The 23,441-nt window shown below is 67.1% G+C and carries 27 protein-coding genes; 14 read left to right on the top strand and 13 right to left on the bottom strand.

Translation table 11 applies throughout. The features are described from left to right. Nucleotides 1-10: 10 nt before the first annotated feature. Nucleotides 11-421 (top strand): CBS domain-containing protein, encoded by a 411-nt coding sequence (locus tag ACWPN8_RS14755; protein ID WP_109048118.1) that lies wholly within the window; start codon nt 11-13, stop codon nt 419-421. A 42-nt stretch (nt 422-463) separates the two neighbouring features. Here ACWPN8_RS14755 and ACWPN8_RS14750 read toward each other — a convergent pair whose 3' ends face one another. Both ACWPN8_RS14750 and ACWPN8_RS14745 read right to left on the bottom strand, forming a co-directional pair. Next, the gene (locus ACWPN8_RS14750; protein WP_109448488.1) at nt 464-1,183 is read right to left on the bottom strand and encodes a TerC family protein; all 720 of its coding nucleotides are present in this window, start codon (nt 1,181-1,183) and stop codon (nt 464-466) included. Between the two features lie 238 nt (nt 1,184-1,421). Then, nucleotides 1,422-1,679 carry a hypothetical protein gene (locus tag ACWPN8_RS14745; protein ID WP_109448486.1) on the bottom strand — a complete coding sequence of 86 codons (258 nt, stop codon included), beginning with the start codon at nt 1,677-1,679 and terminating at the stop codon, nt 1,422-1,424. A gap of 345 nt (nt 1,680-2,024) precedes the next feature. On the opposite strand from ACWPN8_RS14745, the gene nhaA reads away from it, so the two are divergent. The 3 genes from nhaA to hemN all read left to right on the top strand — a co-directional run bounded on the left by nhaA (nt 2,025) and on the right by hemN (nt 5,360). Then, complete coding sequence (gene nhaA, locus ACWPN8_RS14740) at nt 2,025-3,227, top strand: Na+/H+ antiporter NhaA (RefSeq protein WP_492241243.1); 1,203 nt, start codon at nt 2,025-2,027, stop codon at nt 3,225-3,227. A gap of 187 nt (nt 3,228-3,414) precedes the next feature. Then, nucleotides 3,415-3,849: a DUF4112 domain-containing protein gene (locus tag ACWPN8_RS14735; RefSeq protein ID WP_109448482.1), complete on the top strand. Its 435-nt coding sequence runs from the start codon at nt 3,415-3,417 to the stop codon at nt 3,847-3,849. Nucleotides 3,850-3,932: 83 nt separating this feature from the next. After that, complete coding sequence (gene hemN / locus ACWPN8_RS14730) at nt 3,933-5,360, top strand: oxygen-independent coproporphyrinogen III oxidase (protein WP_492241242.1); 1,428 nt, start codon at nt 3,933-3,935, stop codon at nt 5,358-5,360. 90 nt (nt 5,361-5,450) lie between these two features. Here the strand turns inward: hemN and xopAW are convergent, their stop codons facing one another. Then, the gene (gene xopAW, locus ACWPN8_RS14725; RefSeq protein ID WP_492241241.1) at nt 5,451-6,266 is read right to left on the bottom strand and encodes a XopAW family type III secretion system calcium-binding effector; all 816 of its coding nucleotides are present in this window, start codon (nt 6,264-6,266) and stop codon (nt 5,451-5,453) included. Between the two features lie 274 nt (nt 6,267-6,540). On the opposite strand from xopAW, the gene ACWPN8_RS14720 reads away from it, so the two are divergent. Both ACWPN8_RS14720 and ACWPN8_RS14715 read left to right on the top strand, forming a co-directional pair. Beyond that, a complete protein-coding gene (locus tag ACWPN8_RS14720) occupies nt 6,541-6,993 on the top strand; it encodes an SH3 domain-containing protein (protein ID WP_109448478.1) in 453 nt (150 codons plus the stop codon). Between the two features lie 125 nt (nt 6,994-7,118). Then, nucleotides 7,119-8,057 carry an ImuA family protein gene (locus ACWPN8_RS14715; RefSeq protein ID WP_492241240.1) on the top strand — a complete coding sequence of 313 codons (939 nt, stop codon included), beginning with the start codon at nt 7,119-7,121 and terminating at the stop codon, nt 8,055-8,057. A 7-nt stretch (nt 8,058-8,064) separates the two neighbouring features. On the opposite strand, the gene ACWPN8_RS14710 is transcribed toward ACWPN8_RS14715, so the two are convergent. Continuing rightward, complete coding sequence (locus ACWPN8_RS14710) at nt 8,065-8,247, bottom strand: hypothetical protein (protein ID WP_109448476.1); 183 nt, start codon at nt 8,245-8,247, stop codon at nt 8,065-8,067. A 360-nt stretch (nt 8,248-8,607) separates the two neighbouring features. Here ACWPN8_RS14710 and ACWPN8_RS14705 point away from each other — a divergent pair, with 360 nt between their 5' ends. Further along, nucleotides 8,608-9,315, top strand: coding sequence for a tRNA-uridine aminocarboxypropyltransferase (locus ACWPN8_RS14705; protein ID WP_492241239.1), 708 nt, complete (start codon nt 8,608-8,610; stop codon nt 9,313-9,315). 306 nt (nt 9,316-9,621) lie between these two features. Continuing rightward, nucleotides 9,622-10,203: a tyrosine phosphatase family protein gene (locus ACWPN8_RS14700; RefSeq protein ID WP_247873098.1), complete on the top strand. Its 582-nt coding sequence runs from the start codon at nt 9,622-9,624 to the stop codon at nt 10,201-10,203. Between the two features lie 156 nt (nt 10,204-10,359). On the opposite strand, the gene ACWPN8_RS14695 is transcribed toward ACWPN8_RS14700, so the two are convergent. The 3 genes from ACWPN8_RS14695 to ACWPN8_RS14685 all read right to left on the bottom strand — a co-directional run bounded on the left by ACWPN8_RS14695 (nt 10,360) and on the right by ACWPN8_RS14685 (nt 12,880). Continuing rightward, nucleotides 10,360-10,995, bottom strand: a complete 636-nt coding sequence (locus tag ACWPN8_RS14695) for a 2OG-Fe(II) oxygenase (protein ID WP_109448475.1) — start codon at nt 10,993-10,995, stop codon at nt 10,360-10,362. Nucleotides 10,996-11,073: 78 nt separating this feature from the next. Then, nucleotides 11,074-11,730, bottom strand: coding sequence for a 2OG-Fe(II) oxygenase (locus ACWPN8_RS14690; RefSeq protein ID WP_109448474.1), 657 nt, complete (start codon nt 11,728-11,730; stop codon nt 11,074-11,076). A gap of 157 nt (nt 11,731-11,887) precedes the next feature. Then, complete coding sequence (locus tag ACWPN8_RS14685; RefSeq protein WP_492241238.1) at nt 11,888-12,880, bottom strand: mitochondrial fission ELM1 family protein; 993 nt, start codon at nt 12,878-12,880, stop codon at nt 11,888-11,890. Nucleotides 12,881-13,053: 173 nt separating this feature from the next. On the opposite strand from ACWPN8_RS14685, the gene ACWPN8_RS14680 reads away from it, so the two are divergent. Further along, a complete protein-coding gene (locus ACWPN8_RS14680) occupies nt 13,054-13,614 on the top strand; it encodes an Lrp/AsnC family transcriptional regulator (RefSeq protein ID WP_109448471.1) in 561 nt (186 codons plus the stop codon). Nucleotides 13,615-13,645: 31 nt separating this feature from the next. Here ACWPN8_RS14680 and chrA read toward each other — a convergent pair whose 3' ends face one another. After that, nucleotides 13,646-14,965, bottom strand: coding sequence for a chromate efflux transporter (gene chrA / locus ACWPN8_RS14675; protein WP_492241237.1), 1,320 nt, complete (start codon nt 14,963-14,965; stop codon nt 13,646-13,648). A 181-nt stretch (nt 14,966-15,146) separates the two neighbouring features. Here chrA and ACWPN8_RS14670 point away from each other — a divergent pair, with 181 nt between their 5' ends. Beyond that, complete coding sequence (locus ACWPN8_RS14670) at nt 15,147-16,094, top strand: dienelactone hydrolase family protein (protein ID WP_199237644.1); 948 nt, start codon at nt 15,147-15,149, stop codon at nt 16,092-16,094. A gap of 45 nt (nt 16,095-16,139) precedes the next feature. Here ACWPN8_RS14670 and greA read toward each other — a convergent pair whose 3' ends face one another. Further along, complete coding sequence (gene greA, locus ACWPN8_RS14665) at nt 16,140-16,613, bottom strand: transcription elongation factor GreA (protein ID WP_012972887.1); 474 nt, start codon at nt 16,611-16,613, stop codon at nt 16,140-16,142. 96 nt (nt 16,614-16,709) lie between these two features. Then, nucleotides 16,710-19,958 carry a carbamoyl-phosphate synthase large subunit gene (carB, locus tag ACWPN8_RS14660; protein WP_492241236.1) on the bottom strand — a complete coding sequence of 1,083 codons (3,249 nt, stop codon included), beginning with the start codon at nt 19,956-19,958 and terminating at the stop codon, nt 16,710-16,712. Nucleotides 19,959-20,219: 261 nt separating this feature from the next. Between carB and ACWPN8_RS14655 the strand changes: the two genes are divergently transcribed. The 4 genes from ACWPN8_RS14655 to ACWPN8_RS14640 all read left to right on the top strand — a co-directional run bounded on the left by ACWPN8_RS14655 (nt 20,220) and on the right by ACWPN8_RS14640 (nt 22,230). Continuing rightward, the gene (locus ACWPN8_RS14655; RefSeq protein WP_492241235.1) at nt 20,220-21,050 is read left to right on the top strand and encodes a PAS domain-containing protein; all 831 of its coding nucleotides are present in this window, start codon (nt 20,220-20,222) and stop codon (nt 21,048-21,050) included. Between the two features lie 12 nt (nt 21,051-21,062). Next, entirely contained in the window at nt 21,063-21,437 is a 375-nt protein-coding gene (locus ACWPN8_RS14650; RefSeq protein ID WP_492241234.1) for a hypothetical protein, read from the top strand. 122 nt (nt 21,438-21,559) lie between these two features. Further along, a complete protein-coding gene (locus ACWPN8_RS14645; RefSeq protein WP_492241233.1) occupies nt 21,560-21,814 on the top strand; it encodes a type II toxin-antitoxin system Phd/YefM family antitoxin in 255 nt (84 codons plus the stop codon). Beyond that, complete coding sequence (locus ACWPN8_RS14640; protein WP_492241232.1) at nt 21,814-22,230, top strand: type II toxin-antitoxin system VapC family toxin; 417 nt, start codon at nt 21,814-21,816, stop codon at nt 22,228-22,230. Before ACWPN8_RS14645 ends, ACWPN8_RS14640 begins: the two co-directional genes overlap by 1 nt. Before the next feature lie 68 nt (nt 22,231-22,298). Here the strand turns inward: ACWPN8_RS14640 and ACWPN8_RS14635 are convergent, their stop codons facing one another. From ACWPN8_RS14635 to ACWPN8_RS14625, 3 genes are read right to left on the bottom strand one after another with little or no spacing between them, the layout of a single operon-like run. Further along, complete coding sequence (locus ACWPN8_RS14635; protein ID WP_376957624.1) at nt 22,299-22,916, bottom strand: cytochrome c3 family protein; 618 nt, start codon at nt 22,914-22,916, stop codon at nt 22,299-22,301. Continuing rightward, nucleotides 22,913-23,236 (bottom strand): nitrate reductase cytochrome c-type subunit, encoded by a 324-nt coding sequence (locus tag ACWPN8_RS14630; RefSeq protein ID WP_492241393.1) that lies wholly within the window; start codon nt 23,234-23,236, stop codon nt 22,913-22,915. The genes ACWPN8_RS14635 and ACWPN8_RS14630 overlap by 4 nt, the downstream gene beginning before the upstream one ends. Beyond that, the gene (locus ACWPN8_RS14625) at nt 23,185-23,436 is read right to left on the bottom strand and encodes a hypothetical protein (RefSeq protein WP_492241231.1); all 252 of its coding nucleotides are present in this window, start codon (nt 23,434-23,436) and stop codon (nt 23,185-23,187) included. The genes ACWPN8_RS14630 and ACWPN8_RS14625 overlap by 52 nt, the downstream gene beginning before the upstream one ends. Nucleotides 23,437-23,441: the final 5 nt, after the last annotated feature.

Below are 23,441 nucleotides of genomic sequence, written 5' to 3'. Positions count from 1 at the left end.
GGGGGAGTCGATGAAACGCAAGCTGGTTCCGGACGTCGTGAAGTCGCAGGAACTGATCCTGGTGCCGGAGGACACCTCCGTCGCCACGGTGTCGAAGATGATGGCCGACAAGAACATCGGCGCGGTGCTGGTGGTGGACCACGGCGCCCTGATCGGCATCGTCACCGAGCGCGACCTGAACAACAAGGTGCTGTCCAAGGATCTCGACCCGTCGTCGGTGGAGGTCGGTGCGGTGATGACCCGCAACCCCGACAGCCTGCCGCCCGATGCCGACGCGGTCGACGCGCTGAAGCTGATGCATGACAAGCATTACCGGCACCTGCCCATCACCCAGGGCAAGCGCGCGGTCGGCATCGTGTCGATCCGCGACCTGTTCAAGGTCGCCTACGAGCATCTGATGGCCGAACGCGCCGAGGCGTGACGGGGGAAGGGGGCGTCGCGGACGGCGCCCCCCTTCTTTCGGTCAGTGCGCCGCGTTGTGCTTGCGCCGGGCCAGCAGGTTCAGCGCCTCCACCAGGGTGGAGAAGGCGATGGCGAAGTACAGGTAGCCCTTGGGGATGTGGAAGCCGAAGCCGTCCGCCACCAGCGCCACGCCGACCAGCAGCAGGAAGGACAGCGCCAGCATCTTCACCGTGACGTGACGGTTCACGAAATCGCCGACCGGACCGGAGGCGAACAGCATCACCGCCATGGCGATGACGACGGCGGCGACCATCACCGGCAGATGGTCGGACATGCCGACCGCAGTGATGACGCTGTCGAGCGAGAAGACGATGTCCAGGAACATGATCTGGATGACCACTGAGGTGAAGGTGGCGTGCTTGGGCGCCGATCCGCCCTCCTCATGGCCTTCGACGGTGTGGTGGATCTCCAGCGTGCCCTTGGCCAGCAGGAACAGGCCGCCGAGGATCAGGATCAGGTCGCGGCCAGACACATCCCAGCCGGCGACGGTGAACAGCGGCTGGGTCAGCTGCGCCACCCAGGCGATGGAGGCCAGCAGCGCCAGGCGGGTCAGCAGCGCCAGCGCCAGGCCGACGCGCCGCGCGCTGTGCTGCCGCTCGGGCGGCAGCTTCGACGCCATGATCGAGATGAAGATGATGTTGTCGATGCCCAGCACGATCTCCAACGCGGTCAACGTCAGAAGGCTGGCCCAGACATTCGGGTCGGAGAGGAGTTCGAGCATGTAGGGGCGGGGCTCCGGCAGTCAGATGGCGGCAATCAGGTGGCGGTGGCCAACTGGGTGCAACCGACGGGTTTCACGCCGGCACCGCGGGGTGCCAGCGTGACCGCGACCACATGAGGTCGGCTTCGGCCCGCTGCAAGGGGCGAGTTCCATTTTCCCGCCTGTCTTCTCCCCCGGCTTGCCGGTGTTTTGCGGGCGTCTTACCGCCCTTTTGCCACCGATCCCGCGACCGTGCGTTTCATCTCCAGAAGGCTGCGGTCCGCTGTCCCGCCGCCGTGCCGGGGATGCGGCCGAATGGGGCCGGGTCGGCGTGCTCCACCTCGTGCCGCTCGACGGTCCGTCGGGTGGCCGTGATGCTGTCGGTCCGCTCGCTCCAGGCGCGCCGGCGGATCGCCATCTGAAGCCGGCAATCCTGGGAGCAGTAGAAGGGCGCCGGGCCGCGGGCGGACGTGCGGACGAAGGGCCTGCCGCAGCAGGCGCAGTAAAGCGTGGTCATGGTCGTTTCCTCCGGAACGGGCGGCCGTTTGCCGGCCTTGCCCAGAGCCTTTCAGGTGATCGCCTTTCAGGTGATCGCCCTTCGGCTCTGCTGATGCTGTTGGGTGAATTGTGTCGGCTGGCCTCAGTTATCGCCAGCGACCAAAAGACATAAGCCCGACTGGCCTCAAGTATTCGAGGCCGGAATTTGGAACAGTGGCAGCAGCTTAGATGCACAAGCGCGTCAATTCGCCGCGATGCTCTGCCGCTCGTCGGCACCGGAATTTTTCGACACCGGCATCTTCCAACGGAAGCCTGACGGTGCCACCTGTTCCCATCGACCAACTGTCCGGAAAGACGAGACGCGATGACGCTGAGACGCCTCGCCACCTTCCTGAAAACCGAAAGCGCCAGCGGCGTGGTCCTGATGATTGCGGCGGTGCTTGCTCTGATCTGGGCGAACTCGCCGGCGGCCCCGCTCTACGATGCGATCCTGGCGATGAAGGTGGCGGTGACGGCCGGCGGCGTCGGGCTGGACAAGCCGCTGATCCTGTGGATCAACGACGGGCTGATGGCGATCTTCTTCCTGCTGGTCGGGCTGGAGATCAAGCGCGAGGTGCTGGAGGGCGAACTGTCGAGCCCGGCCAAGGCGATGCTGCCCGGCATCGCGGCGCTCGGCGGCATGGCGGTGCCGGCGCTGGTCTATTGCCTGTTCGCCCAGGCCGAACCGGGCGCCCTGCAGGGCTGGGCGATCCCGGCCGCCACCGACATCGCCTTCGCGCTCGGCGTGCTGGCCCTGCTGGGCAACCGGGTTCCCAGCAGTTTGCGCGTCTTCCTGCTGGCGCTGGCGATCATGGACGATCTGGGCGCCATCGTGATCATCGCCATCTTCTACAGCCACGGGCTGGTGCCGCTGGCGCTGGGGCTGGCGGCGGCATCGGCGGTCGGTCTGTGGCTGCTGAACCGGGCAGGAGTGCGGTCGCTGACGCCCTATCTGGTGCTGGGGCTGGTCCTATGGGTGTGCGTGCTGAAATCGGGCATCCACGCGACGCTGGCCGGCGTGGTGCTGGCCTTCGCCATTCCGTTGCGGGTCAATGACCGCGCCGGCAAGCGGGCGCCGGACGCGCCGCTCCATCGCCTGGAGCATGCGCTGCACCCCTGGGTTGCCTTCCTGATCATGCCGGTCTTCGCGCTCGCCAATGCCGGCGTGCCGCTCGACGGCATCACCCCGGCCAGCCTGCTGGAGCCGGTGCCGCTGGGCATCGCGCTCGGCCTGTTCCTGGGCAAGCAGGCGGGCGTCTTCCTGGCAGTGTGGATCGCCGTGCGGACCGGCGTGGTCGAGCGGCCCGCCCGTGCCAGCTGGAGCCAGATTTACGGCGTCGCCGTGCTGACCGGCATAGGCTTCACCATGAGCCTGTTCATCGGGACGCTGGCCTTCGCCGATCCGCATCATGCGGTGGCGGTGCGGCTGGGCGTCTTGACCGGCTCGCTCGCCTCGGCGCTGGCCGGCTATGCGCTGCTCCATGCCGCCGGCAGTGCGCGGGCGCGGGAAGTTGCCCGGGCAAGCTGAGATCCGCCGCACCGGGATGGCCTATGGGATGGCCCATGGGATTGCCGCGGGCGGAAGGCCGGCATGCTGTCCGCTGGGTGTGCGAACTTTGTGCCCGGAGGGTGGAACCGCCGGGGGGATCGGCGGGTTCTTCCCTTGCGGGGAGTCGCGCTACGGGCGCGGGACCGCCTGATCGGGGGGACATGCGATGATCGACGCCATCCGCACACGCCGGCACGCCGTTGCCGAAGCGCCGCCGCTGGGCGCTGCAGGCGGCTCGGTCCCCATCGACTTCCAACGGCTGGAGAGGCTTCGCCGCTTGACCCGGCTGATGGATACCCGCTGGCGCATTCCCTTCACCCGCATCCCCATCGGGTTGGACGGCATCGCCAGCGTGGTGCCGGTGGCCGGCGATACGGTGACGGCGTTCGTTTCCGCCTACATCATCATGGAGGCCGCCCGCTTCGACCTGCCGAAGACGCTGGTGGCCCGCATGGTCTTCAACGTGCTGCTGGATTGGGCGGGAGGGTCGGTCCCGGTGCTGGGCACCGTGTTCGACATCGCCTTCAAGGCCAACCGGATGAACCTGAACCTGCTGCACGAGCATCTGGAACAGCGCCTCGCCGCCGCCGCGAAGCGCTGACGCGGCATCCGCCAAAAGGCGGCTCTTTCCGATCTTGACGTGGATCAAGGCAGGGGTGGGGGGACTGCGGCACTCTGTCGCTCATGAACGCCATCACCGCCCTGGCCGTTTCGCCGGCCCCCGCCAACCCGTCCCATTCCCATGGTGTCGCCCACGGTGTCGACGCCGCGCTGCTCGCCAAGTATGACGGGCTGCGGGTGCCGCGTTACACCAGCTATCCGACCGCGCCGCACTTCACGCCAGAGGTGAACGGCGATGTCTATGGTGGCTGGCTGGAGGCGACCGAGCCGTCCCGCTCGGGATCGCTCTACCTGCATGTCCCCTTCTGTCAGAAGATGTGCTGGTACTGCGGCTGCCACACCAAGATCGTCGCCCGCTATGAGCCGATTGCGGAGTATCTCGACCATATGCGGCGCGAGATCGCCATGGTGGCCGACCGCATTCCCGGCCGTTTGTCGGTTCGCCACATCCATTTCGGCGGCGGCACCCCGACCATGATGGCGCCCGACGATTTCGAGGCGATGATTGCACTGCTGCTCAGGCGCTTCGACGTCGCCGACGATGCCGAACTGGCGGTGGAGATCGATCCCCGCACCCTGACGGCGGAGATGGCGGCCGCGATGGGCCGCGCCGGGGTCAACCGCGCCTCGCTGGGCGTGCAGGATTTCGACGAGACGGTGCAGCAGGCGATCAACCGCGTCCAGCCGCGCGCCGTCACCGAACAGGCGCTGGCCTGGCTGAAGGACGCCGGCATCGCCAGCGTCAATCTCGACCTGATGTATGGCCTGCCGCACCAGTCGGTGGAGAGCGTCGCCCGCTCCGCCGAAATTGCGCTGGAAATGGAGCCCGACCGGCTGTCGGTCTTCGGTTACGCCCATGTGCCATGGATGAAGACCCACCAGAAGAAGATCGACGAGTCGGTCCTGGCCGGTTCGCTCGGCCGCTGGGAGCAGTTCGCCGCCATCGCCGACACGCTGTCGGCCGCCGACTACAGCGCCATCGGCCTCGACCATTTCGCCCGTCCCGGCGACGAGCTGGCGGTGCAGCAGGAGGAAGGGCGGCTGGGCCGCAACTTCCAGGGCTACACCACCGACGATGCTGAGATTCTGCTGGGCTTCGGCTCCTCCTCCATCGGTGCCTTGCCGCAGGGCTACGTGCAGAACGCGGTGCCCTTCGACCATTACGCCACCGCCATCGAGGAGGGCCGCCTGCCCACCGGCAAGGGCATCGCGCTGACCCAGGACGACAAGGTGCGGCGCGACCTGATCATGCGGCTGATGTGCGACCTGTCGGTCGACACCGCCGCCATCGCCCGTGCCCACGGCTTGCCCGAGTCCGCTTTCGACGCGGAGTTGAAGGGCATGGCCGATCTGGTCGCCGACGGCGTCGCGGTGGTGGACGGCCGGCGTGTCCATGTGCCGGAGAGCGCGCGGCCGCTGATGCGCATCGTCGCCGCCCGCTTCGACACCCACCTGTCCAAAGGCGCCGGACGGCACAGCCGGGCGGTTTGACGGCATTCGGAGAAGATCGGGTAAAAGAAAAGGCGGCCGGCGCCACCCGCCGACCGCCTTTCCCCGTGCCGCGCATCCGAACCCACAAGGCTACGCGGCAACCTCGTTGATGCCCTGCATCAATGTCCGCAGCATGTCGCCGCTGAGGCGGTTGGACGTGACGCCGCCCGTCTGCTGCTGCATGCCGCCATAGGCGGCCATCCGTTCCTGTTCCGACACATAGCCGTCCTTGTTGGTGTCCAGCGGGTCGTAGCTGGTCGTGCCGCCCGCCGACGCGGTGCTGGACGACGAAGACGAGGACGACGAGCTGGAGGAGGTCGACGAAGTCGAGTCCGTGCTGCTGCTGTCGGAAGCGCTGGTGGTGCCGCTGTCATTGGCGGGTGGCGGCGGGGGCGGCGGGCGGTTGGCGTCGGCCTGTTTCAGCGCGCTGCTCAACTCGTCCTGGGAAATCGACCCGTCCTCGTCGCTGTCGAGGCTGCTGAACAGAGATGCGGCATCGGTGCTCGACTGGCCGGCGGAGGTCAGGACGGATGTCAGCTCGTCGGTGCTGATGCCGCCGCTGCTGTCGCTGTCCAGGCTGGAATAGAGGTTCTGGGCGAACTGCTGCTGCATCGCGCTCGCCTGCTCCTGCGCCGCCAGCAGGGCGCTGCCGCTGCCATAGTCGAACTGGCTGGCGAAGGAACTGAATTCGGTCGTGCTGAGCGAGCCGTTGCTGTCGCTGTCCAGGCTGCCGATCAGGCCGTCGACGGCGGACGACAGTTTCCCGCTGTCGGAGGCTGCCGAGGTGCCGCCGAGCGCGCCCAGCAACTCGTCCTTGGACAGCGACGAGTCGCTGTTGGCATCCGCCTTGGAGAAGAATTTCTGAAGCGTCGCCGCGCTGTTGGAACTGCCGAGGGAGGAAATCATGGCCGGATGCCCCCGTAAGGTGCCGTCGTGATGGTCAAGATACGCGGGGCGGCTTGGGACTCCTGCGCGGAACGGCGTCGAAAAAGATCGAATTTGAGATAATTTTTTGCGACTGGGCGGCGTGCCTCAAAAAGCGCATAACGACTCCAGCTGCGCTGCGGTGGCGAAGAGGGGGCCGCCTCCTGTATGGTCGCGCCGAAGGTCCACAACCCACCCGTTTACCCTTTCCGTTCATCCCGTTCCTGCAAAGCACCGTTCCATCTCAAGGTGAGCGATGATCCGGCGTCTGCGTACCCTTCCCTTGATGGTGGCCCTGGCCACGCTGATGGTTCCCGGCTGCATGCCGTACCAGCGGACCCCCAATCCGCCGACCGTGCGGACAGCACCAGACACCGGAACCGGGCTGGAGCCGATCTATGGGGAATGGCAGGTGGACAAACCGACGCCGGCCTATGCCCAGCCGGCTGGCGGCTCGGGCGTCATCGCAACGATTGGGACGGGGCAGGCGGTGACCACGCTGGGCCGTGTGCGCAACAGCGACTGGGTGGCGGTGAAGGTCGGCGGCTCCACCGCCTATGTCCGGCTGCATCTGCTCAGCCTGAAGGGCAGCACCCCGCGTGGCAGCCGCGGCACCTCCACCACCCTGGCGAAGCCCGTCGACAATGCCGGCCCGACCATCAAGGCCGCCCCGCGCGGCAAGATCGGCGCGACGCCAATCGCCAACTGATCCCAGCGACGGCTGACCTCAGGGCAAACGGTCTCAAAACAAGACAGGAGTCGCAGACTCCCTCTCGACAAGCGTTCATGATAGAACATATCAGGAACATATGCCTGTCGAGCGGAGCCTTAGTCATGCCTGTCCCCTTGTCCTCCTCCCCATCTGCGGACGCGGCACCGCGCGACCGAGCCGGAATGCTGGCCGACCTGCGCGCACGCATCCGGCGGATCGAGGGAGCGGGCGGCGAAGGGGGACGGACCCTGGCGTTCGGCATCGACTCGGTCGATGGCCATCTGCCCGACGGCGGGCTGCCGCTGGGCTGCCTGCATGCGGTGGCTGCGGACGACCCGGGGGCCGGCACCGGATTCACCGCGGCGCTGCTGGCCCGGCTGGCGACCCCGAAAAGGCCGGTGCTGTGGATCCTACGCGGGCGCGACCTGTATGCCCCGGGGTTGGCGGCCTACGGGCTCACGCCCGATCGGCTGGTCGCGGTGCGGGCGGTGCGGCCGGTCGACGCGCTGTGGGCGATGGAGGAGGCGCTGCGCTGCTCCACCCTATCGGCGGTGCTGGGCGAACTGGAGGGGCTGGACCTGACCGCCAGCCGGCGGCTGCAGCTTGCCGCCGAGTCTTCGGGGGTGACCGGCTTCCTGCTGGACGCGAGCGCCGGCGCATCGGACGGGCGCAACCAACGGATGGAAGGCCGGCGGCTGGCAGGCCGACGGATGGCGGGCGAGCGGGCGGAAGGGCTCAGCGCAGCGGTGACCCGCTGGCGGCTGGATGCCGTTCCCAGTCTGGATGAGGAGGGGGATGCGGCACCACGCCCGGCCGGAGGCCCGCCGGGGCTGGGGATGCCGCACTGGTCGGTCATGCTGGAGCGCTGCCGGGGCGGGCGCCCAGGCAGCTGGACCCTCGCCTGGGACGGGCAGGGCTGGCACGACGTGGGGAAAGAGGATCGAAGCGGCCTTCGGCAGGCCGCAAGACGCGAGTCGGGGCTATGGCCGGCCGGGCAGCCGATGTCCGACAACCGACGGGGTCGTCTGTCGGATCACCGCAAACCGGCCATCGCAGGCTGACTGCCGGTCAGTAGTCGGTCGCCCAGTCGGGCTCGCGGCGGCCGGGTTGCTCCGACCCGTCCGGCTCGGTCATCCAGCGCGGATCATCCGCGTCCATCGGGGCGTGGAGCGGCAGCTGGCGGGCGAACTCCGCGCTGTCGGCATCGCGGCGCTGCTTCAGCAGGCGGTCGGCAAGGTGGGCGGGCAGCATGGCAGGTCTCCTTCTGAGCGCCGGATGGCACCGCGGATCAGCCTGACTAAGGCCGGTCCTGGCCCACCCGTCGTCCTGTTTGCCTGGATAATAACTACGCAAGTTCCAGGCCAGCTGTTAAGCGCGTCACACGAGTTCCATGACACACGACTAAATCTCTACAAACGGTTTATACGAAGCCACTTGAACCCACATGAACAGGTATGACACGAGGGAGTCTTGGGAGGGGATCTGTCGTACACGCCGTGACGGCCACCGCTCTTCGGTGAGCATCGCCGTCCTTGATGTGAGATGTGTTCCCTTCCGCGTCGTTCCAACCCATATTCGCGGCCAATCCCCTTCAAGGAATGCGTACCTCCCATGCACAGCGCCACCGTCCCCAATTCCTGCCCGACCTGCCTAAAGCCTAATCACCTGTGCATTTGTGAGGCAGTCCAGCCGATCGACAACGGCGTCTTCCTGCTGATCCTGCAGCATCCGCAGGAGAAGCGGGAAAATCTGGGCACCGCCCAGATCGCCCATCTGCAATTCGCCAATTCGTTGGTGAAGGTCGGGCTGAGCTGGCCGGGCCTGAAGCGCATCCTGGGGCGGGAGGTCGATCCCAAGCGCTGGGGCGTGCTGTATCTCGGCCCGGTGAAGGATGGCGGCGCTCCGCGTGCGGAGGTGGGGGTGGTCGACAGGAACGGCGAGCCGCTGCGCGACAGTGCGGAGATCCTGGAGGATCTGGAAGGCGTCATCGTCCTGGACGGCACCTGGAGCCAGGCCAAGACCTTGTGGTGGCGCAATGCCTGGCTGCTGAAATGCCGCCGCATCGTGCTGAACCCGCAGTTCCGCTCGCTCTATGGGCAGGCGCGCAAGGAGCCGCGGCGCGACAGCGTCTCCACCCTCGAAGCCGGCGCTTTCCTGCTGTCGCGGCTGGAGGGTGACCAGACCATCATGGACACCGCGCTGAAGCCCTTCTCCCTGCTGCTGAAGAAGCTGCGCGCACCCCGCCCGCGTCCGGCTGCGGCGCCGGCCGCCGATGCTCCGGCTGCTGATTCCGGCGAGGAGGGGGCTGAGGAGGCCTGACGCTCGTTCGCGCGGCTGCAACCAACCGGCGGCTGCACCGTTGATGAGGGGTGAGAGGGCCGGCGGCGTCCGGCCGCATCGCCCGTCATCAACGGAAGAAGGAGAAGCTACGTGCGAGGCATCCTGCTGTGGCTGGTCGGCATTCCGATCCCCGTCATCCTCCTGCTCTACCTGTTCAACATTCTTTGATCGGCCTGGATTCTTTGACCGGCCCGGCTTCCGCCGGGTTGACGGGGCCGCGGCGCGCGGTGCCAAATGCTGGCCGCAAATCCCTTCGATTTTCTTCCCCTGCAATCGAACGAGAGAATGATGGCCAGCGATTTCGTGCCCTTCGGCCTGACGGTCTGCGGTCTCAGCGAGCTTTGCAATTTCGGCGGCGGCAAGGTCAGCCATGTGCTGTCGATCCTCGACCCCGACATGACGGAGCCGAGCGCGTTCGGCGATTATGGCGAGCATGAACGGCTGGAGCTGCGTTTCCACGACGTCATCGAGCCGACCCAGGGCCAGATCGCGCCGGAACGGTCGGATGTGGAACGCATCCTGGCCTTCGGCCGCGACCTGCTGGCCGAACCGGTGGATTGCCGCCACCTGCTGGTCCACTGCCATGCGGGCGTATCGCGGTCCACCGCAGCGCTGACCATGATTCTGGCCCAGGCGCGCCCGGAACTGCCGGCGGCCGACGCGGTGGGGACGGTGGTCGCGATCCGGGCCCAGACCTGGCCCAACCTGCGCATGATCGAATTCGCCGACGACATCCTCGGCCGCAACGGCGACCTGATCGCCGCCGTGCGCCAGCGCCACCGCACGCTCGGCAAGCAGCGCCCGGAGCTGGTTCAGTTCATGATCGACAATGGCCGCATCCGCGAGGTCGAGGATCTGATCGACTGAGGGGACGGATGCGGCCCTTCTGGGTTTCACGTTTTTCGGCCGTCATCCCCGCGAAGGCGGAAATCCAGTCGCTTCAGCCGCTTGAATGCGGAGTTTCTTGGATCCCCGCCTTCGCGGGGATGACGGCTGATAATCGGCCCTAAAAACCCACTGTCCTCAATAGCCTGCCGACTGCTGACCACCGAAGACGCCCTTCGCCCAGGCGCCGATGCGGTGGCGCCACTGTTCGTGCCAGATATAGACGCCGCCCTTGACCCAGTTCATCTGGATCGCGCGGCGTTGGCCTTCAAAAGGATAATGGCCGTGCCAGGAGGTGTCGCTGCGGCGGAAACACATCAGGGTGCCTTCCTCCGGCGGGACCTCGGCAGCGTAATCCTCCAGGTTCTGGGAGCGCAGGATGCGCAGGCGGCCGCCGGTTGCTTCCCAGGGCGGGTTCATGTAGATCAGAACGGTGATGACCTTGCTGGCCGAATCCGGATGGATCTTGCCGTCGGTCGGCCGGCACATGCCGCGCGCCGTGAACATGGTCGGGTACTTCGACAGATCCACATCGAACTTGTCGGAGAAGGCCTTGCAAACCTCCGGCCCCTTCAGTTCGGCGATCATTCGGTCGAAGCTCGGCCCCTGGGGGAAGACGCCCAGCGGGATCGAGCCGGGCTTGTCCACCTTGGGATAGTCGCGGTGCAGCTCTTCCAGATACTCCCGCTTCACGAAACCCGGAACGCACAGGAAATCATAGGGATCGTGCTGCAGGGGGGTAGCGCGGAACTTGTCCAGATCAAGCATGGACATGGGTACGAGACTCCCAAAGAGCGTGCCGACGGTGGCTTTGCCCCCCAAAACCGGCGTCACTTAAACACGGCGGAAGTTTTATGCAACAGGTTTGTCAGGGAAGCACAATTCTTGCCGCGCCCGCCATTCCGGGCCGACATAGTTCACGATGATCGATTTGCGCACCCCGTCGATCGAACGTTTCTCGAAGCCATGCCAAGTGTTGCTTCCGGGGATGAAGATCAGCCCCTCGTTGAAGGCGTAGGGCGCGCGGGCGACGACGGTCCGGCTCTCGTCCAGCACGTCGGTGCCCCAGTGCGAGCAGTTCGGCCCCTTCGAGAGATAGACCAGCATCGTGTATTTCTTGACGCCGATGTCGGTGTGCGGCTCCAGCCAGAAGCCGTCGGTGTCCTGGCAATATTCGATGCGCAGGCTGGTGCCGGTCAGGTCGACGTTGCAGGTCTTCTGGATCGCGTCCACCACCGCGCGGCTCTGGAAGGCCTGGGCCACCGTCTCGCACACCGCATATTTGGCGCGGTTCTCCTCGCCGAAATAGGTGCGCGACGCGTTGTTGGTCTCGCGCTTGCCATAGGTGTCGGACACCGGGGGCGGACCCCAGGGAAGCTCGGCGATGGCGTCGGCGGACTCCTCCGGCAGCGCCTCGGACAGCAGCCAGTGATTGTAGGGCTGGTCGAACAGCCGGCTGTTATCCAGGCAACGCAGGAAAGAGGCGGAAACGGCGTCGGGAGTGGTCATGGCGGCGGAAGTTCCGGATGGAAGGACGGCCCCGGACCGTGTTTGTCGGAACGGCCGGTTTGCCAGCGCTTATGGCATGGCCGGCGCCCGAACTCCGCAGCAAACCGGTCGTACCAGCGGGGTGCGCGCATTGGTCGCGCCGCACCCCGCTCTCCCGCTACGACAGGCCGAATTGGCTGCGGTGGGCGGACAGGCGGCGCCGCACCTCTTCGGCCACCACCTCCGTCTCGTTCAGCGGCGCATAGTCCCAATGGTCCAGGGAGCCGTCGAAGGGCCGCGTGATGCCGTCCTGGTACAGCCCGTCATGGAAGGCGCGGAACTTGGGCGACCCGCCCTCCAGCTCGATCACATAGACCGGCTTGCCGGTCGAGCAGGCTTCCGAGGTCATCGACACGCTGTCGCAGGTCACCGCCACGGCGTCGGCGAGGCCGAGATAGGCGAAGTAAGGATTCTCGCCGCTGCCGTCCCACACCTCCGCCGGCAGGCCGGACAGGCGGGCGCGCAGGATCGCCTCGTTGTCGGCGCCGGTGCGGCGCGATGGGGTGACCATCAGCCCGGCGCCATGGCTGCGCGTCAGGTTGGCCAGCCGTTCGGCCACATCGCCCATGATGGTGGGCGTCAGGCGGTAGACGCCGTTGTCGCCGCCGATCAGCACGGCGATGCGCGGGTGCGGCAGGTGCGCCAGACGCGGGGCAAAGCGTTCGGCCGCGTCGGCCAGGATGGCGGGCGTCACCCGGTGCAGGGCGCCGCGGGTCACCATCACGTTGTCGCCGCGCAGCCTGTCATGGCGCGGCACGACGATCAGGTCGAAATGGCGCGGGTTCATCACTGGATCCTGGATCTGGACGGTGAAGGTCCGGCCGCCCGACTGCTGGCGCACCGCCAGCGAGACGGCGATGGACTGCCGCCCGGTGCCGATCAGCAGGTCGGGCCAGGGCGGCCCCACCGGATCGCCGTTGGGGCCGGCGGCGAATCGGTTGCCGATGCGCCAGTAGGGGGTCAGCTGGCGCCAGGGCGTGCGCAGATGCACGCGCTTGACGACCGGCGTCAGGCCGAGCGACTCCGCCAGACCGATGCACTGGTTTTCCATGCCGGCCTTGCCGTCCGACACGACCCAGCAGGTCAGAGGCGCGCTGGTCAGAGGTTGCATGAGAACCCGGATCGTTGAAGCTTCGAAGGGAGGGGAGCCCTCAGGCGGGAGGGCTGCGGCGAAAAGACCGTTATCGGGGTTGCTCGCCCTTGCGGGGGTTTCCGTCTTGGCGTAGACACCATGCCCGTGTAATATCCTTTCTCCAAATCATCCCCGGAGCGACCGAGTAAACCATGCGGCGGGTCAAACTCGACCGAATTGACCGTCGGATTCTGCGCGATCTGCAGAACGACGGCCGGATGACCAATGTGGAGCTTGCCCGACGTGCCGGCATCTCCGCTCCGCCCTGCCTGCGCCGCGTCCGCGCGCTGGAGGAGGCGGGATTCATCCGTGGCTACCACGCCGACGTCAACCCCGATGCACTGGGGTTCGGCGTCACGGTGTTCGCCCAGGTCGGCCTCAGCAGCCAGGCCGAAGCGGACCTAAAGAAATTCGAGGAGCTCGTCAACAGCTGGCCGCTCGTGCGTGAGTGCAACATGCTGGCCGGCGAATATGACTTCGTCCTGAAGATCGTGGCGGAGGACTGGGACGACTACCAGCGCTTCCTGACGACCAAGCTGACGGCGGCGCCCAACGTCGCCCATGTGAAGTCGGCCCTGTCGATCCGCACCAGCAAGCACACCCCCGGCGTTCCCATCGACGTCGATTCGCCCGACATCCCGGAAGGGAATGAGGACGACGAGGACGAGGATTACGCGGAGGACGAGACGCCCGCCCGCGCCACCCGGCGCTGAGCGGGCCCCAGCTCGTTCGACCCTGCTCAGTCTACAAGGAAGAGGCGGCGAGCGCCTGGATCAGGCCCGCCGCCGCTCCCCCCGCCACCACCCAGTGGATCGCCACCCCCCGGTGGGTCAGCGCGTAAAGTGCTGCCAGCATGATCGCCCAGGCCCAGATCAGGCTGCCTGCCGTATGCTGCCCGTCCGGCAGCAGCACCGCCATTCCCAGATAGACGCCCAAATTCAGGATCACCCCCACCACCGCCGCGGCGATGGCGGCCAGCGCCCCTGCGGCCAGACGGTTGTGGATCAGCCGCTCCAGATAGGGGGCGCCGGCGAAGATGAACAGGAAGCAGGGCAGGAAGGTGACGTAAGTCGTCAGCGCCGCCCCCAGCGTTCCCGCCAGCGCCGGCGACAGGGCGCCCGGCCGGTTCCAGCCGGCGAAGAAACCGACATATTGCGTGACCAGGATCAGCGGCCCCGGCGTCGTCTCGGCCAGCGCCAGCCCGTCGATCATCTCCCGCGGGCTGAGCCAGCCATAGCTGTCCACCGCCTGTCCGGCGATGTATGGCAGCACGGCATAGGCGCCGCCGAAGGTGATGAAGGCAGCCTTGGTGAACAGCGCCGCAATGCCGCGCCAGGGATCGGCACCGAAGGCCAGCAGGACCGCGCCCACCGGCACCGCCCACAGAACCAAGCCCAGCCCAAGCAGGGTAAGCAGCCGTCCGGCCTTCGGAGCGGGCTCCGCCGTCGGGTCGGTGGTGGAACCGCCGTCGGAGCCATCGTCGCCCGCCGGATGCGGATGGGCGAACCAATGGCGACCGGTGCGCGCCGCCACACCGCCGATCACCGCCGCGCCGCCGATAACCAGTGGGAAGGGCAGGTGCAGCAGCGCCAGCGCCAGAAAGGCCGCACCGGCCAGGGCGACGGCGGCCGGGCCCTTCAGCGTCCGGCGGCCCAGGCGCCAGACCGCGGCGGCGATGATCGCCACCACCGCCGGCTTGATGCCGTCGAACAGCGCGCCGACCAGCCCGGTGTCGCCATGGGCCGCGGCGATCCAGGACAGGGCCAGCAGCACCAGCGCACCCGGCAGCACGAACAGCCCGCCCGCCACCAGCCCGCCGCGCATGCCATACATCCGCCAGCCGATATAGGTGGCGAGCTGCTGTGCCTCCGGTCCCGGCAGCAGCATGCAGAAGTTCAGCGCATGCAGGAACCGGGTCTGGTCGATCCAGCGGCGGCGGTCGACCAGCTCGCTCTGCATCATCGCGATCTGCCCGGCCGGACCGCCGAAGCTGGTCAGCCCCAGCCGCAGCCAGTAGAGGCAGAAGGCGCCGAAGGACGGAAGGGGAGTGCGGAGATCATTCATCGTCCCGCAGCCTAGCTCAAACGCGGCGGCAAGGCAGCTTTCGCCGTCTGGCGGATAAGTGGACGACGCGTCCGCAGGGACAAATGCCGGGCGCCCATGGCCTTCCGCATCGCGGAGGTTTAATATTGCAACCGCGAGCGCCGCCGTCGGGGCAGGCGCCGGAGGTCGGGGACGCTGCAGAATGAAGGCTTCCACCCGCGGTCTTGCGGCTGTGTTGGGGGCGGTGCTGTATGCCGGTGCCGGTGGGATCGCGGCGGGCGTGATCGCGGTTGGGGGGCTGACCCTGTCGGCGGCGCCTGTGCAGGCCGCGGTCGGTGTCCATGCCGAAGAGATCGTGCGCTTTCCGTCTGTCGACGGGGATTTGACCGGCGGCACGCCGACGATGCTGAGCGGCCGGCTGCTGCGCCCGGCGGGCAACGGCCCGCACCCGGCGGTGGTGATGCTGCATGGCTGCGGCGGCCTCTATGCCCGCAACGGCCGGGTGTCGCCGCGCCATGTCTGGTGGGCCACCCACCTGCAGCGGCAGGGTTACGAGGTGCTGATGGTCGACAGCTTCGGTCCGCGCGATGTGGAGGAGGTCTGCACCACCGCGCTGAAGGACCGGACCGTCCGCGCCACGGTGGAGCGCAAGCGCGACGCTTGGGCGGCACTGGCCTTCCTGCGCAAGCGGCCGGAGGTGGACCATGACCGCATCGGTCTGATCGGCTGGTCACAGGGGGCGAGCACCGTGATGGTCGCCTATGGCGCCGGCGAGGATGGACCGGCCGGGACCGAGGAGGGCGGCTTCCGCGCCGCCGTCGCTTTCTACCCGGGCTGCAAGGCGGCGTTGAGCAAGGAGGATTGGCAGCCGGACGGCCCGCTGCTGCTGTTGGTCGGCGGCAAGGACGACTGGACGCCGCCGGAGAGCTGCGTCGAGCTGTCCGGGCGCGACGGGGTCAAGGGCAAGGTGGATCTGGTGGTCTATCCCGACGCCTATCACGGCTTCGACGCGCCGGACGCGCCGGTGCGCAAGCGCAAGGACCTCGCCACCGCCCCCGGCGGCACTGCCCATGTCGGCACGGACGAAGACGCCCGCTCGGACGCGATCCGGCGGGTGAACGACTTCTTCAGGGAAAAGCTTGGGGGATAAGGGGACAACCGCCCTCTCCCGGGGTGGGAGAGGGCGGTTGAAACGTCAACGGAACTCGACCGAAACGATCTCGTACAGCTTGGAACCGCCGGGGGTGGACACCTCGACGCTGTCGCCGACGGACTTGTTGATCAGGGCGCGGGCCAGCGGCGCCTGGATCGACAGAAGGCGGTTCTTGATGTCGCTCTCGTCCTGGCCGACGATCTGATAGGTCGTCTCCTCGTCCGTGTCCTGGTCGGCCAGGGTCACGGTCGCGCCGAACTTCACGGTGCTGCCGGTCAGCTTGGCCGGGTCGATGACCTCGGCACGGCTGATCTTGTCCTCCAACTCCAGCACGCGGCCTTCGATGAAGCTCTGACGTTCGCGCGCCGCGTGATACTCGGCGTTTTCCGAAAGGTCGCCATGTTCGCGGGCTTCCGCGATGGCTTTGATGACCGCCGGGCGTTCGGTGATCTTAAGGTGCTTCAATTCCTCCTGGAGGCGGTTGAAGCCCGCCGCTGTCATCGGAACTTTTTCCATGTTCGGTCCATCACCGCTTGCAGTCGTTCGACCTGTCCAAAGCGACATCAAGGACGAAGACGGCGCGGAGGAGGTCCGCCGCGCCGTCGTCCGTCCTTAATACGATCCGCTAAGGTACGACTGCAACGGGGCGACTTCAAGGCTGCCGTTCCGGAGTGCGGCAATCGCTTCCACTGCTGCGCGTGCTCCTGCCACCGTCGTATAGTACGGAATGTTGTAGGTCAGCGCGGTGCGACGCAGGCTGAAGCTGTCGGACAGCGCCTGGGCGCCTTCCGTGGTGTTGATCACCAGATGCACGTTGCCGTTGATCATGGCGTCGACGATGTGGGGCTGGCCTTCGACCACCTTGTTGATGGTTTCCGCCGGCACGCCGGCATCGCTCAGCACCTTGGCGGTGCCGGATGTGGCGAGGATGCTGAAGCCCATCTCGTGCAGCTTCTTGGAGATCACCGCCAGCGCCGGCTTGTCGTGGTCCTTGACCGAGACGAAGACGCTGCCCTTGACCGGCAGGGTGACGCCGGCGCCGAGCTGCGCCTTGGCGAAGGCCAGCGCGAAGTTGTGGTCGAGGCCCATGACCTCGCCCGTCGACTTCATCTCCGGACCCAGCACGATGTCGACGCCGGGGAAGCGGGCGAAGGGGAAGACCGCTTCCTTGACCGCGGTGTGCGGCGGGGTCGGGCCGTTCAGCGTGAAGGCGGACAGCTTCTCGCCGGCCATGACGCGGGCCGCGATCTTGGCGATGGCGGTGCCGGTGGCCTTGGCGACGAAGGGCACCGTGCGGCTGGCGCGCGGGTTGACCTCCAGGATGTAGACGGTGCCGGCCTTGACGGCGAACTGCACGTTCATCAGCCCGACCACCTTCAGCGCATGGGCGAGCGCGTCCGACTGGCGGTTGATCTCGGCGATGGTGTCGGCCGGCAGCGTGTAGGGCGGCAGGGCGCAGGCGCTGTCGCCGGAATGGATGCCGGCCTCCTCGATGTGCTCCATCACGCCGGCGACATAGACCTGCTCGCCGTCGCAGACGACGTCCACGTCGACCTCGATGGCGTCCTGCAGGTAGCTGTCGATCAGCACCGGGTTCTTGCCCGACACCTGCACGGCGGTGCCCATGTAGCGCTGGAGCCCGGTCATGTCGTGGACGATCTCCATCGCCCGGCCGCCCAGCACGTAGGACGGACGGATGACGACCGGGAAGCCGATGCGGGCGGCGACCGCTTCGGCCTCTTCCAGCGAACGGGCGAGGCCGTTGGCAGGCTGCTTCAGGTTCAGATCGACCAACAGCTTCTGGAAGCGCTCGCGGTCCTCGGCCAGGTCGATGGCGTCGGGCGAGGTGCCGAGGATCGGGATGCCGGCGGCCTCCAATGCTGCGGCGAGCTTCAGCGGGGTCTGGCCGCCGAACTGCACGATGCAGCCCAGCACGGTGCCGTTGCGCTGCTCGACCCGCACCAGCTCCACCACGTCCTCGGCCGTCAGCGGCTCGAAATACAGGCGGTCGGCGGTGTCGTAGTCGGTGGATACGGTCTCCGGGTTGCAGTTGACCATGATGGTCTCGATGCCGGCCTCCTGCAGGGCGTAGACGGCATGGACGCAGCAATAGTCGAACTCGATGCCCTGGCCGATGCGGTTCGGACCGCCGCCGAGGATGACGACCTTGCGCTTGTCGGTCGGGTCCGATTCGCACTCGGCCTCGCCGGTCCCGTCGGTCTCGTAGGTCGAGTACATATAGGGGGTGGCGGACGCGAATTCGGCGGCGCAGGTGTCGATGCGCTTGTAGACCGGGGTAACGCCGGCCATGCGGCGGGACGCTGCGACCGCGGCTTCGGTGGTCTTGGCCAGCTCGGCCAGACGGGCGTCGGAGAAGCCCATCTGCTTCAGCTTCAACCAGCCGGCCTTGTCGGTCGGCAGCCCGCCGGCGCGGATCGCCGCCTCACGGTCGGTGATCGCCTTGATCTGCTCCAGGAACCACGCGTCGTACTTGGAGACGGCCTGCACCTCGTCCACGGTGAAGCCGTGGCGGAAGGCCTGGGCGATCACCAGCAGGCGGTCGGGGGTGGGGGTGGCGAGCGCGCCGCGGATGGCGGTGCGGTCCGGGTTCTCGTCCCCGCCGATCTTCACCTCGTTGAAGCCGGTCAGGCCGGTCTCCATCGAGCGCAGGGCCTTCTGCACCGACTCCTGGAAGGTGCGGCCGATGGACATCGCCTCGCCCACCGACTTCATCGAGGTGGTCAGCAGCGGCTCCGAGCCCTTGAACTTCTCGAAGGTGAAGCGCGGCATCTTGGTGACGACATAGTCGATCGTCGGCTCGAAGCTCGCGGGCGTGGTGCCGGTGATATCGTTGGTCAGCTCGTCCAGCCGGTAGCCGACCGCCAGCTTGGCGGCGATCTTGGCGATGGGGAAGCCGGTGGCCTTCGACGCCAGCGCCGAGGAGCGCGACACGCGCGGGTTCATCTCGATGACGATCAGGCGGCCGTTGGCCGGGTTGACCGCGAACTGCACGTTCGAGCCGCCGGTGTCGACGCCGATCTCGCGCAGCACGGCGATCGAGGCGTCGCGCATGATCTGGTATTCTTTGTCGGTCAGCGTCAGCGACGGCGCTACGGTGATCGAGTCGCCGGTGTGGACGCCCATCGGGTCGATGTTCTCGATGGCGCAGACGATGATGCAGTTGTCGGCGCCGTCGCGCACGACCTCCATCTCGTATTCCTTCCAGCCCAGCACCGATTCCTCGATCAGCACCTCGCCGACCGGGCTGGCACGCAGGCCGCCGCGCACGATGTCCTCGAACTCCGCCCGGTTGTAGGCGATGCCGCCGCCGGTGCCGGCCAGCGTGAAGCTGGGACGGATGATGGCGGGCAGGCCGACCAACTCCAGCGCGTCCATCGCCTCGTCCAGCGTGCGGACCATGCGCGACTTAGGCGACTCCAGGCCCAGCTTGTCCATGGCGTCGCGGAACAGGATGCGGTCCTCGGCCTTGGCGATGACGTCGCGCTTGGCGCCGATCATCTCCACGCCGAGCCGCTCCAGCGTGCCGTCGTCGGACAACGCCATCGCCGTGTTCAGCGCGGTCTGGCCGCCCATCGTCGGCAGCAGGGCGTCGGGACGCTCCTTCTCCAGGATCTTGGCGACGACCGCCGGGGTGATCGGCTCGATGTAGGTGGCGTCGGCCAGACCGGGGTCGGTCATGATGGTGGCCGGGTTGGAGTTGACGAGGATGACCCGGTAGCCTTCCTCGCGCAGCGCCTTGCACGCCTGAACGCCGGAATAGTCGAACTCGCAAGCCTGTCCGATGACGATCGGACCCGCGCCGATGATGCAGATGGATTTGATGTCGGTGCGTTTGGGCATGGGTCCGCTTCTCTGAAATGTGGTCAGCCGAAAACCCCCCGGCACCGGGGGACCGGAGACGGAGAGCGGGATGGGCATGTCGTGCAAGGCCCCCTTATAGGGGGTTCCGGGCCGGGGGGGAAGGGGTGGCATGGATGTCACCCTCGCATGACTAAATCTCGGGCGCGGCACTGCCGCCCCATGCGGGCCTTGAATGGCGGGGGAAAGGGACGCATCAATTCCCCTTCTCCCATTTCGCATACCCATTGGAGATACGCCCCGATGAGCCACGCATTCGCCAAGGACAGCCGCGCCTGCGCCGCCTGCGTCTCGTGGGGCGGCGAGCGCGCGCTGTCGGAGGACAACACGCTGGTGCATGTCGCCCGCCACGGGGTGGAGGGGGAATGCCGGACCGCCAGCAGCCAGGACTACCGCCGCATCACCAAGGGCTATCACACCTGCACCGCCTGGGCGCCGCTGCCGATGCTGAAGAAGCATGGCGGACGGATCGGCCATACGCCCGCCGGGCAGGCCCACACGCTGGTCACCGCCGCGGCCTCGCGCCCCATTCCGCAGCCGGTCTCCCAGCCGGTGCCGGCGGCAGCGGCCTTCGCCTCGGCGCCGGTGGCGACTCCGGTGCTGGACCTTCCGCCGCCGCCCTGCCGGGCCGACGTGATCGATGCGGAACAGACGCCGCAGGTCCGCATCCTCTACACCCACTGGGTGAGGCTGAAGCGCAAGCGCCGCATGCCGCTGGCAAGCGAGATCGACACGGCCCAGGTCCGGGAAAGCGTGCCGCGCACCGCTCTGATGGAGCCGACCGCCGATGGCAGCGACTTCGTCTACAAGTCCTGCGGCCGCGCCCTGCAACGCCGGCTGGCCGAGCGGCCGACGACACGGCGGGTGACCGACTGCCACCCGGAGCAGGCGGCGCAGCGCTGGCTGTCCGACCTGCGCGCCTGCCTGGAAAGCGGCGAGCCGCGCTGCCTGCTGGTGCGCGACGATCCGATGCTGCCGGGGGCGAAGTTCGTCGAGCTTCTGCTGCCGCTGGCCGACGTCGAAGGCGGGCCGGCGACGCGGGTGCTGGCCTACCGCCATGTGCCGGGTGGCTGAGGGGAGGCGGCGATGGGCGATGCGCCAAGCGGAGAAGGGCCGAAGGGAGAAGGACCCGGCCCGGAGATTGTCGGCGTCTGGCCGGCCGCTGTCTGGATCGTCGTCGGCGCCGGCCATTACCTGAACGATCCCGACCATTTCGCCGGCTGGAAGGGGGCGCTGTATTTCGTGCTGGGCACCGGTCTGGTGGCGCTGGTCGGCGGCATCGCCAGCCTGTCGGCACGCCGTACCGTCGCCGGTATCCAGGAACGTCTGCTGAAGGAGGTTCGTCACCGCCGCGATTGGGCGAGCTGGTGGGTGGCGCTGGGCTTGCGCGGGCTGGTCGGACTTGGCGAAGCGGTGCTGGTGACGCTGCTGGCTCTGTCGGTGGTGGCGATGCTGGGATAGGTGAAGGTTTGATGTAGCTATGTAACTACACGCATCTTGTCTCTGATGGGGGCGATCTGTATCGTCTTCATAGCGGTCGTCCATGGCGACGCGTGAGCAGCGGTTCTCAGAAGAGGGACACCATGGGGCGCATGATTTCCAGCCGTGAGTTCAATCAGAACCCGAGCGAGGCCAAACGAGCAGCCGAGGATGGACCCGTGATCGTTACCGACCGTGGCGAACCGGCCTTTGTTCTGTTGCGTTATGACACGTACCGCCGCCTGTCCGGTGAGGGAGGCTCGCTTTTGGACCTGTTGCGGCAGGAAGGGGAGGAGGCGGATTTCGATTTCGACCCGCCGAAGCTACAGGCTATGGCCCGCCCGGTGGATCTGGACTGATGTATCTGTTGGATACCAACGCCGTGTCGGAGTTGCGGCGGCCAGCACGAGCCAATGCCGGATTGGTGACTTGGGCTTCCAAAGCGATGCCGGCCGACTTGTTCATCTCGGCAATCACCCTGTTCGAGATCGAACGTGGCGCCGGTTTGGTGGCGCGGAAGGATCCTGCCCACGGAACGGCACTGCGCAGTTGGATTGACGGCCACGTCCTGGTGGTGTTTCAGGGGCGGATCCTTCCTGTCGATGCCGATGTGGCCAAGCGGTGCGCCACATTGCATGTCCCGACTCCGCGCCCCGAGCGTGACAGCATGATCGCAGCAACGGCCCTGGTCCATCGTTTGACGGTGGTGACACGGAACACGAAGGATTTCGAGCCGATGAGTGTTCCGTTGCTCAATCCCTGGATTTCAGAGTGAAGCGTTTCCCCTGAAACACCGACGGCCCCGCTCCTTTCGGAAGCGGGGCCGTTGCATCAACTCGATCCTTACTTCTGGCTGGTCTTCATGCTCCAGCCCGGCTCGATCCCCTGCATGTCGGGCAGGTGGTGGGCGATGCCCTTGTGGCAGTCGATGCAGGTGTTCTGGCCGGTGAACAGATAGGTCTCGTGCATCTTGGCGGCGCGCGGGTTCTGCTTGGTAATGTCCATCGAGTCGGCGCTGTGGCAGTTGCGGCATTCCAGCGAGTTGTTGGACTTCAGCCGCGCCCATTCGTGCTCGGCCAGCTCGCGGCGCTTGTCGAGGAACTTCTCGCGGGTGTCGATGGTGCCGAAGATCTTGCCCCAGACCTCCTTCGATGCCTGCATCTTGCGGGCGATTTTGTCGGTCCACTGGTGCGGGACGTGGCAGTCCGGGCAGCTGGCGCGCACGCCCGACCGGTTGGTGAAGTGGATGGTCTGCTTCAGCTCCTCATAGGGATTGTCGCGCATCTCGTGGCAGCTGATGCAGAAGGCTTCCTTGTTGGTGGCCTCCAGGGCGGTGTTGAAGCCGCCCCAGAAGACGACGCCGGCAATGAAGCCGCCCAGCGTCAGGAAACCCAGGCTGAAATGGACGCTGGGGCGGGCGAACAGCCGCCACAGGCCCAGCAATGCGGAGCGGATTGTCATTTCTGGCCGCCTTGGGCATGGCCCAGGACCGAGTCAAAGTCTTGGAAGCTGTTGGGAACGATCGGCTGGGCGTCGGTCTGCGGCACATGGCACTGGGTGCAGAAGTAGCGGCGGGCCGCCACCGTGCCCAGCGTCTGGCCGTCACGGTCCTGGAAATGGGTGACCGACAGCATGGGGGCCTGCGAGCCGGCCGTGTTTCGGCGGTCGTGGCAGGTCAGGCACTTGTTGATGTTCAGGTCGATCTGATAGTCGCGGATAGCATGCGGGATCAGCGGCGGCTGGTCGGCGTAGTTGCGCACGCGCTTCTGGTCGTCGGTGATCTCGCGGTGGGTCGCCTCGGCCGGGACATCCGTGGTGATCGGATGGTTGGCGGAGGGGACTTTGATCCCCCCACGGTGCCGGTGGCGTCCGCAATCACGACGGGCTTGTCGGCGGCGACGACACCGGAGGTGACGCCGATGGTCATGGCCGGGATGCCGGCCAGCAGGGCCAGCGCGGCGATCAGGAAACGGGTCTTCATGATGC

It is taken from the genome of Azospirillum sp. UENF 112521, assembly GCF_058780665.1.
Note: the sequence above shows the minus strand (reverse complement) of the source record. Positions and strands in the feature narration are given on the sequence as shown.

Bases quoted from the DNA above. Each gene is read 5' to 3' on its own strand.
- xopAW (WP_492241241.1), bottom strand. From the start codon at position 6,266: ATGATTTCCTCCCTCGGCAGTTCCAACAGCGCGGCGACGCTTCAGAAA.
- ACWPN8_RS14680 (WP_109448471.1), top strand. From the start codon at position 13,054: ATGCGGCGGGTCAAACTCGACCGAATTGACCGTCGGATTCTGCGCGAT.
- ACWPN8_RS14650 (WP_492241234.1), top strand. From the start codon at position 21,063: ATGGGCGATGCGCCAAGCGGAGAAGGGCCGAAGGGAGAAGGACCCGGC.
- ACWPN8_RS14735 (WP_109448482.1), top strand. From the start codon at position 3,415: ATGATCGACGCCATCCGCACACGCCGGCACGCCGTTGCCGAAGCGCCG.
- ACWPN8_RS14715 (WP_492241240.1), top strand. From the start codon at position 7,119: ATGCCTGTCCCCTTGTCCTCCTCCCCATCTGCGGACGCGGCACCGCGC.
- ACWPN8_RS14750 (WP_109448488.1), bottom strand. From the start codon at position 1,183: ATGCTCGAACTCCTCTCCGACCCGAATGTCTGGGCCAGCCTTCTGACG.
- ACWPN8_RS14625 (WP_492241231.1), bottom strand. From the start codon at position 23,436: ATGAAGACCCGTTTCCTGATCGCCGCGCTGGCCCTGCTGGCCGGCATC.
- ACWPN8_RS14640 (WP_492241232.1), top strand. From the start codon at position 21,814: ATGTATCTGTTGGATACCAACGCCGTGTCGGAGTTGCGGCGGCCAGCA.
- ACWPN8_RS14745 (WP_109448486.1), bottom strand. From the start codon at position 1,679: ATGACCACGCTTTACTGCGCCTGCTGCGGCAGGCCCTTCGTCCGCACG.
- ACWPN8_RS14635 (WP_376957624.1), bottom strand. From the start codon at position 22,916: ATGACAATCCGCTCCGCATTGCTGGGCCTGTGGCGGCTGTTCGCCCGC.
- ACWPN8_RS14720 (WP_109448478.1), top strand. From the start codon at position 6,541: ATGATCCGGCGTCTGCGTACCCTTCCCTTGATGGTGGCCCTGGCCACG.
- ACWPN8_RS14655 (WP_492241235.1), top strand. From the start codon at position 20,220: ATGAGCCACGCATTCGCCAAGGACAGCCGCGCCTGCGCCGCCTGCGTC.
- ACWPN8_RS14700 (WP_247873098.1), top strand. From the start codon at position 9,622: ATGATGGCCAGCGATTTCGTGCCCTTCGGCCTGACGGTCTGCGGTCTC.
- ACWPN8_RS14755 (WP_109048118.1), top strand. From the start codon at position 11: ATGAAACGCAAGCTGGTTCCGGACGTCGTGAAGTCGCAGGAACTGATC.
- nhaA (WP_492241243.1), top strand. From the start codon at position 2,025: ATGACGCTGAGACGCCTCGCCACCTTCCTGAAAACCGAAAGCGCCAGC.
- ACWPN8_RS14690 (WP_109448474.1), bottom strand. From the start codon at position 11,730: ATGACCACTCCCGACGCCGTTTCCGCCTCTTTCCTGCGTTGCCTGGAT.
- hemN (WP_492241242.1), top strand. From the start codon at position 3,933: ATGAACGCCATCACCGCCCTGGCCGTTTCGCCGGCCCCCGCCAACCCG.
- greA (WP_012972887.1), bottom strand. From the start codon at position 16,613: ATGGAAAAAGTTCCGATGACAGCGGCGGGCTTCAACCGCCTCCAGGAG.
- ACWPN8_RS14645 (WP_492241233.1), top strand. From the start codon at position 21,560: ATGGGGCGCATGATTTCCAGCCGTGAGTTCAATCAGAACCCGAGCGAG.
- ACWPN8_RS14695 (WP_109448475.1), bottom strand. From the start codon at position 10,995: ATGTCCATGCTTGATCTGGACAAGTTCCGCGCTACCCCCCTGCAGCAC.
- ACWPN8_RS14685 (WP_492241238.1), bottom strand. From the start codon at position 12,880: ATGCAACCTCTGACCAGCGCGCCTCTGACCTGCTGGGTCGTGTCGGAC.
- ACWPN8_RS14705 (WP_492241239.1), top strand. From the start codon at position 8,608: ATGCACAGCGCCACCGTCCCCAATTCCTGCCCGACCTGCCTAAAGCCT.
- ACWPN8_RS14710 (WP_109448476.1), bottom strand. From the start codon at position 8,247: ATGCTGCCCGCCCACCTTGCCGACCGCCTGCTGAAGCAGCGCCGCGAT.
- chrA (WP_492241237.1), bottom strand. From the start codon at position 14,965: ATGAATGATCTCCGCACTCCCCTTCCGTCCTTCGGCGCCTTCTGCCTC.
- carB (WP_492241236.1), bottom strand. From the start codon at position 19,958: ATGCCCAAACGCACCGACATCAAATCCATCTGCATCATCGGCGCGGGT.
- ACWPN8_RS14670 (WP_199237644.1), top strand. From the start codon at position 15,147: ATGAAGGCTTCCACCCGCGGTCTTGCGGCTGTGTTGGGGGCGGTGCTG.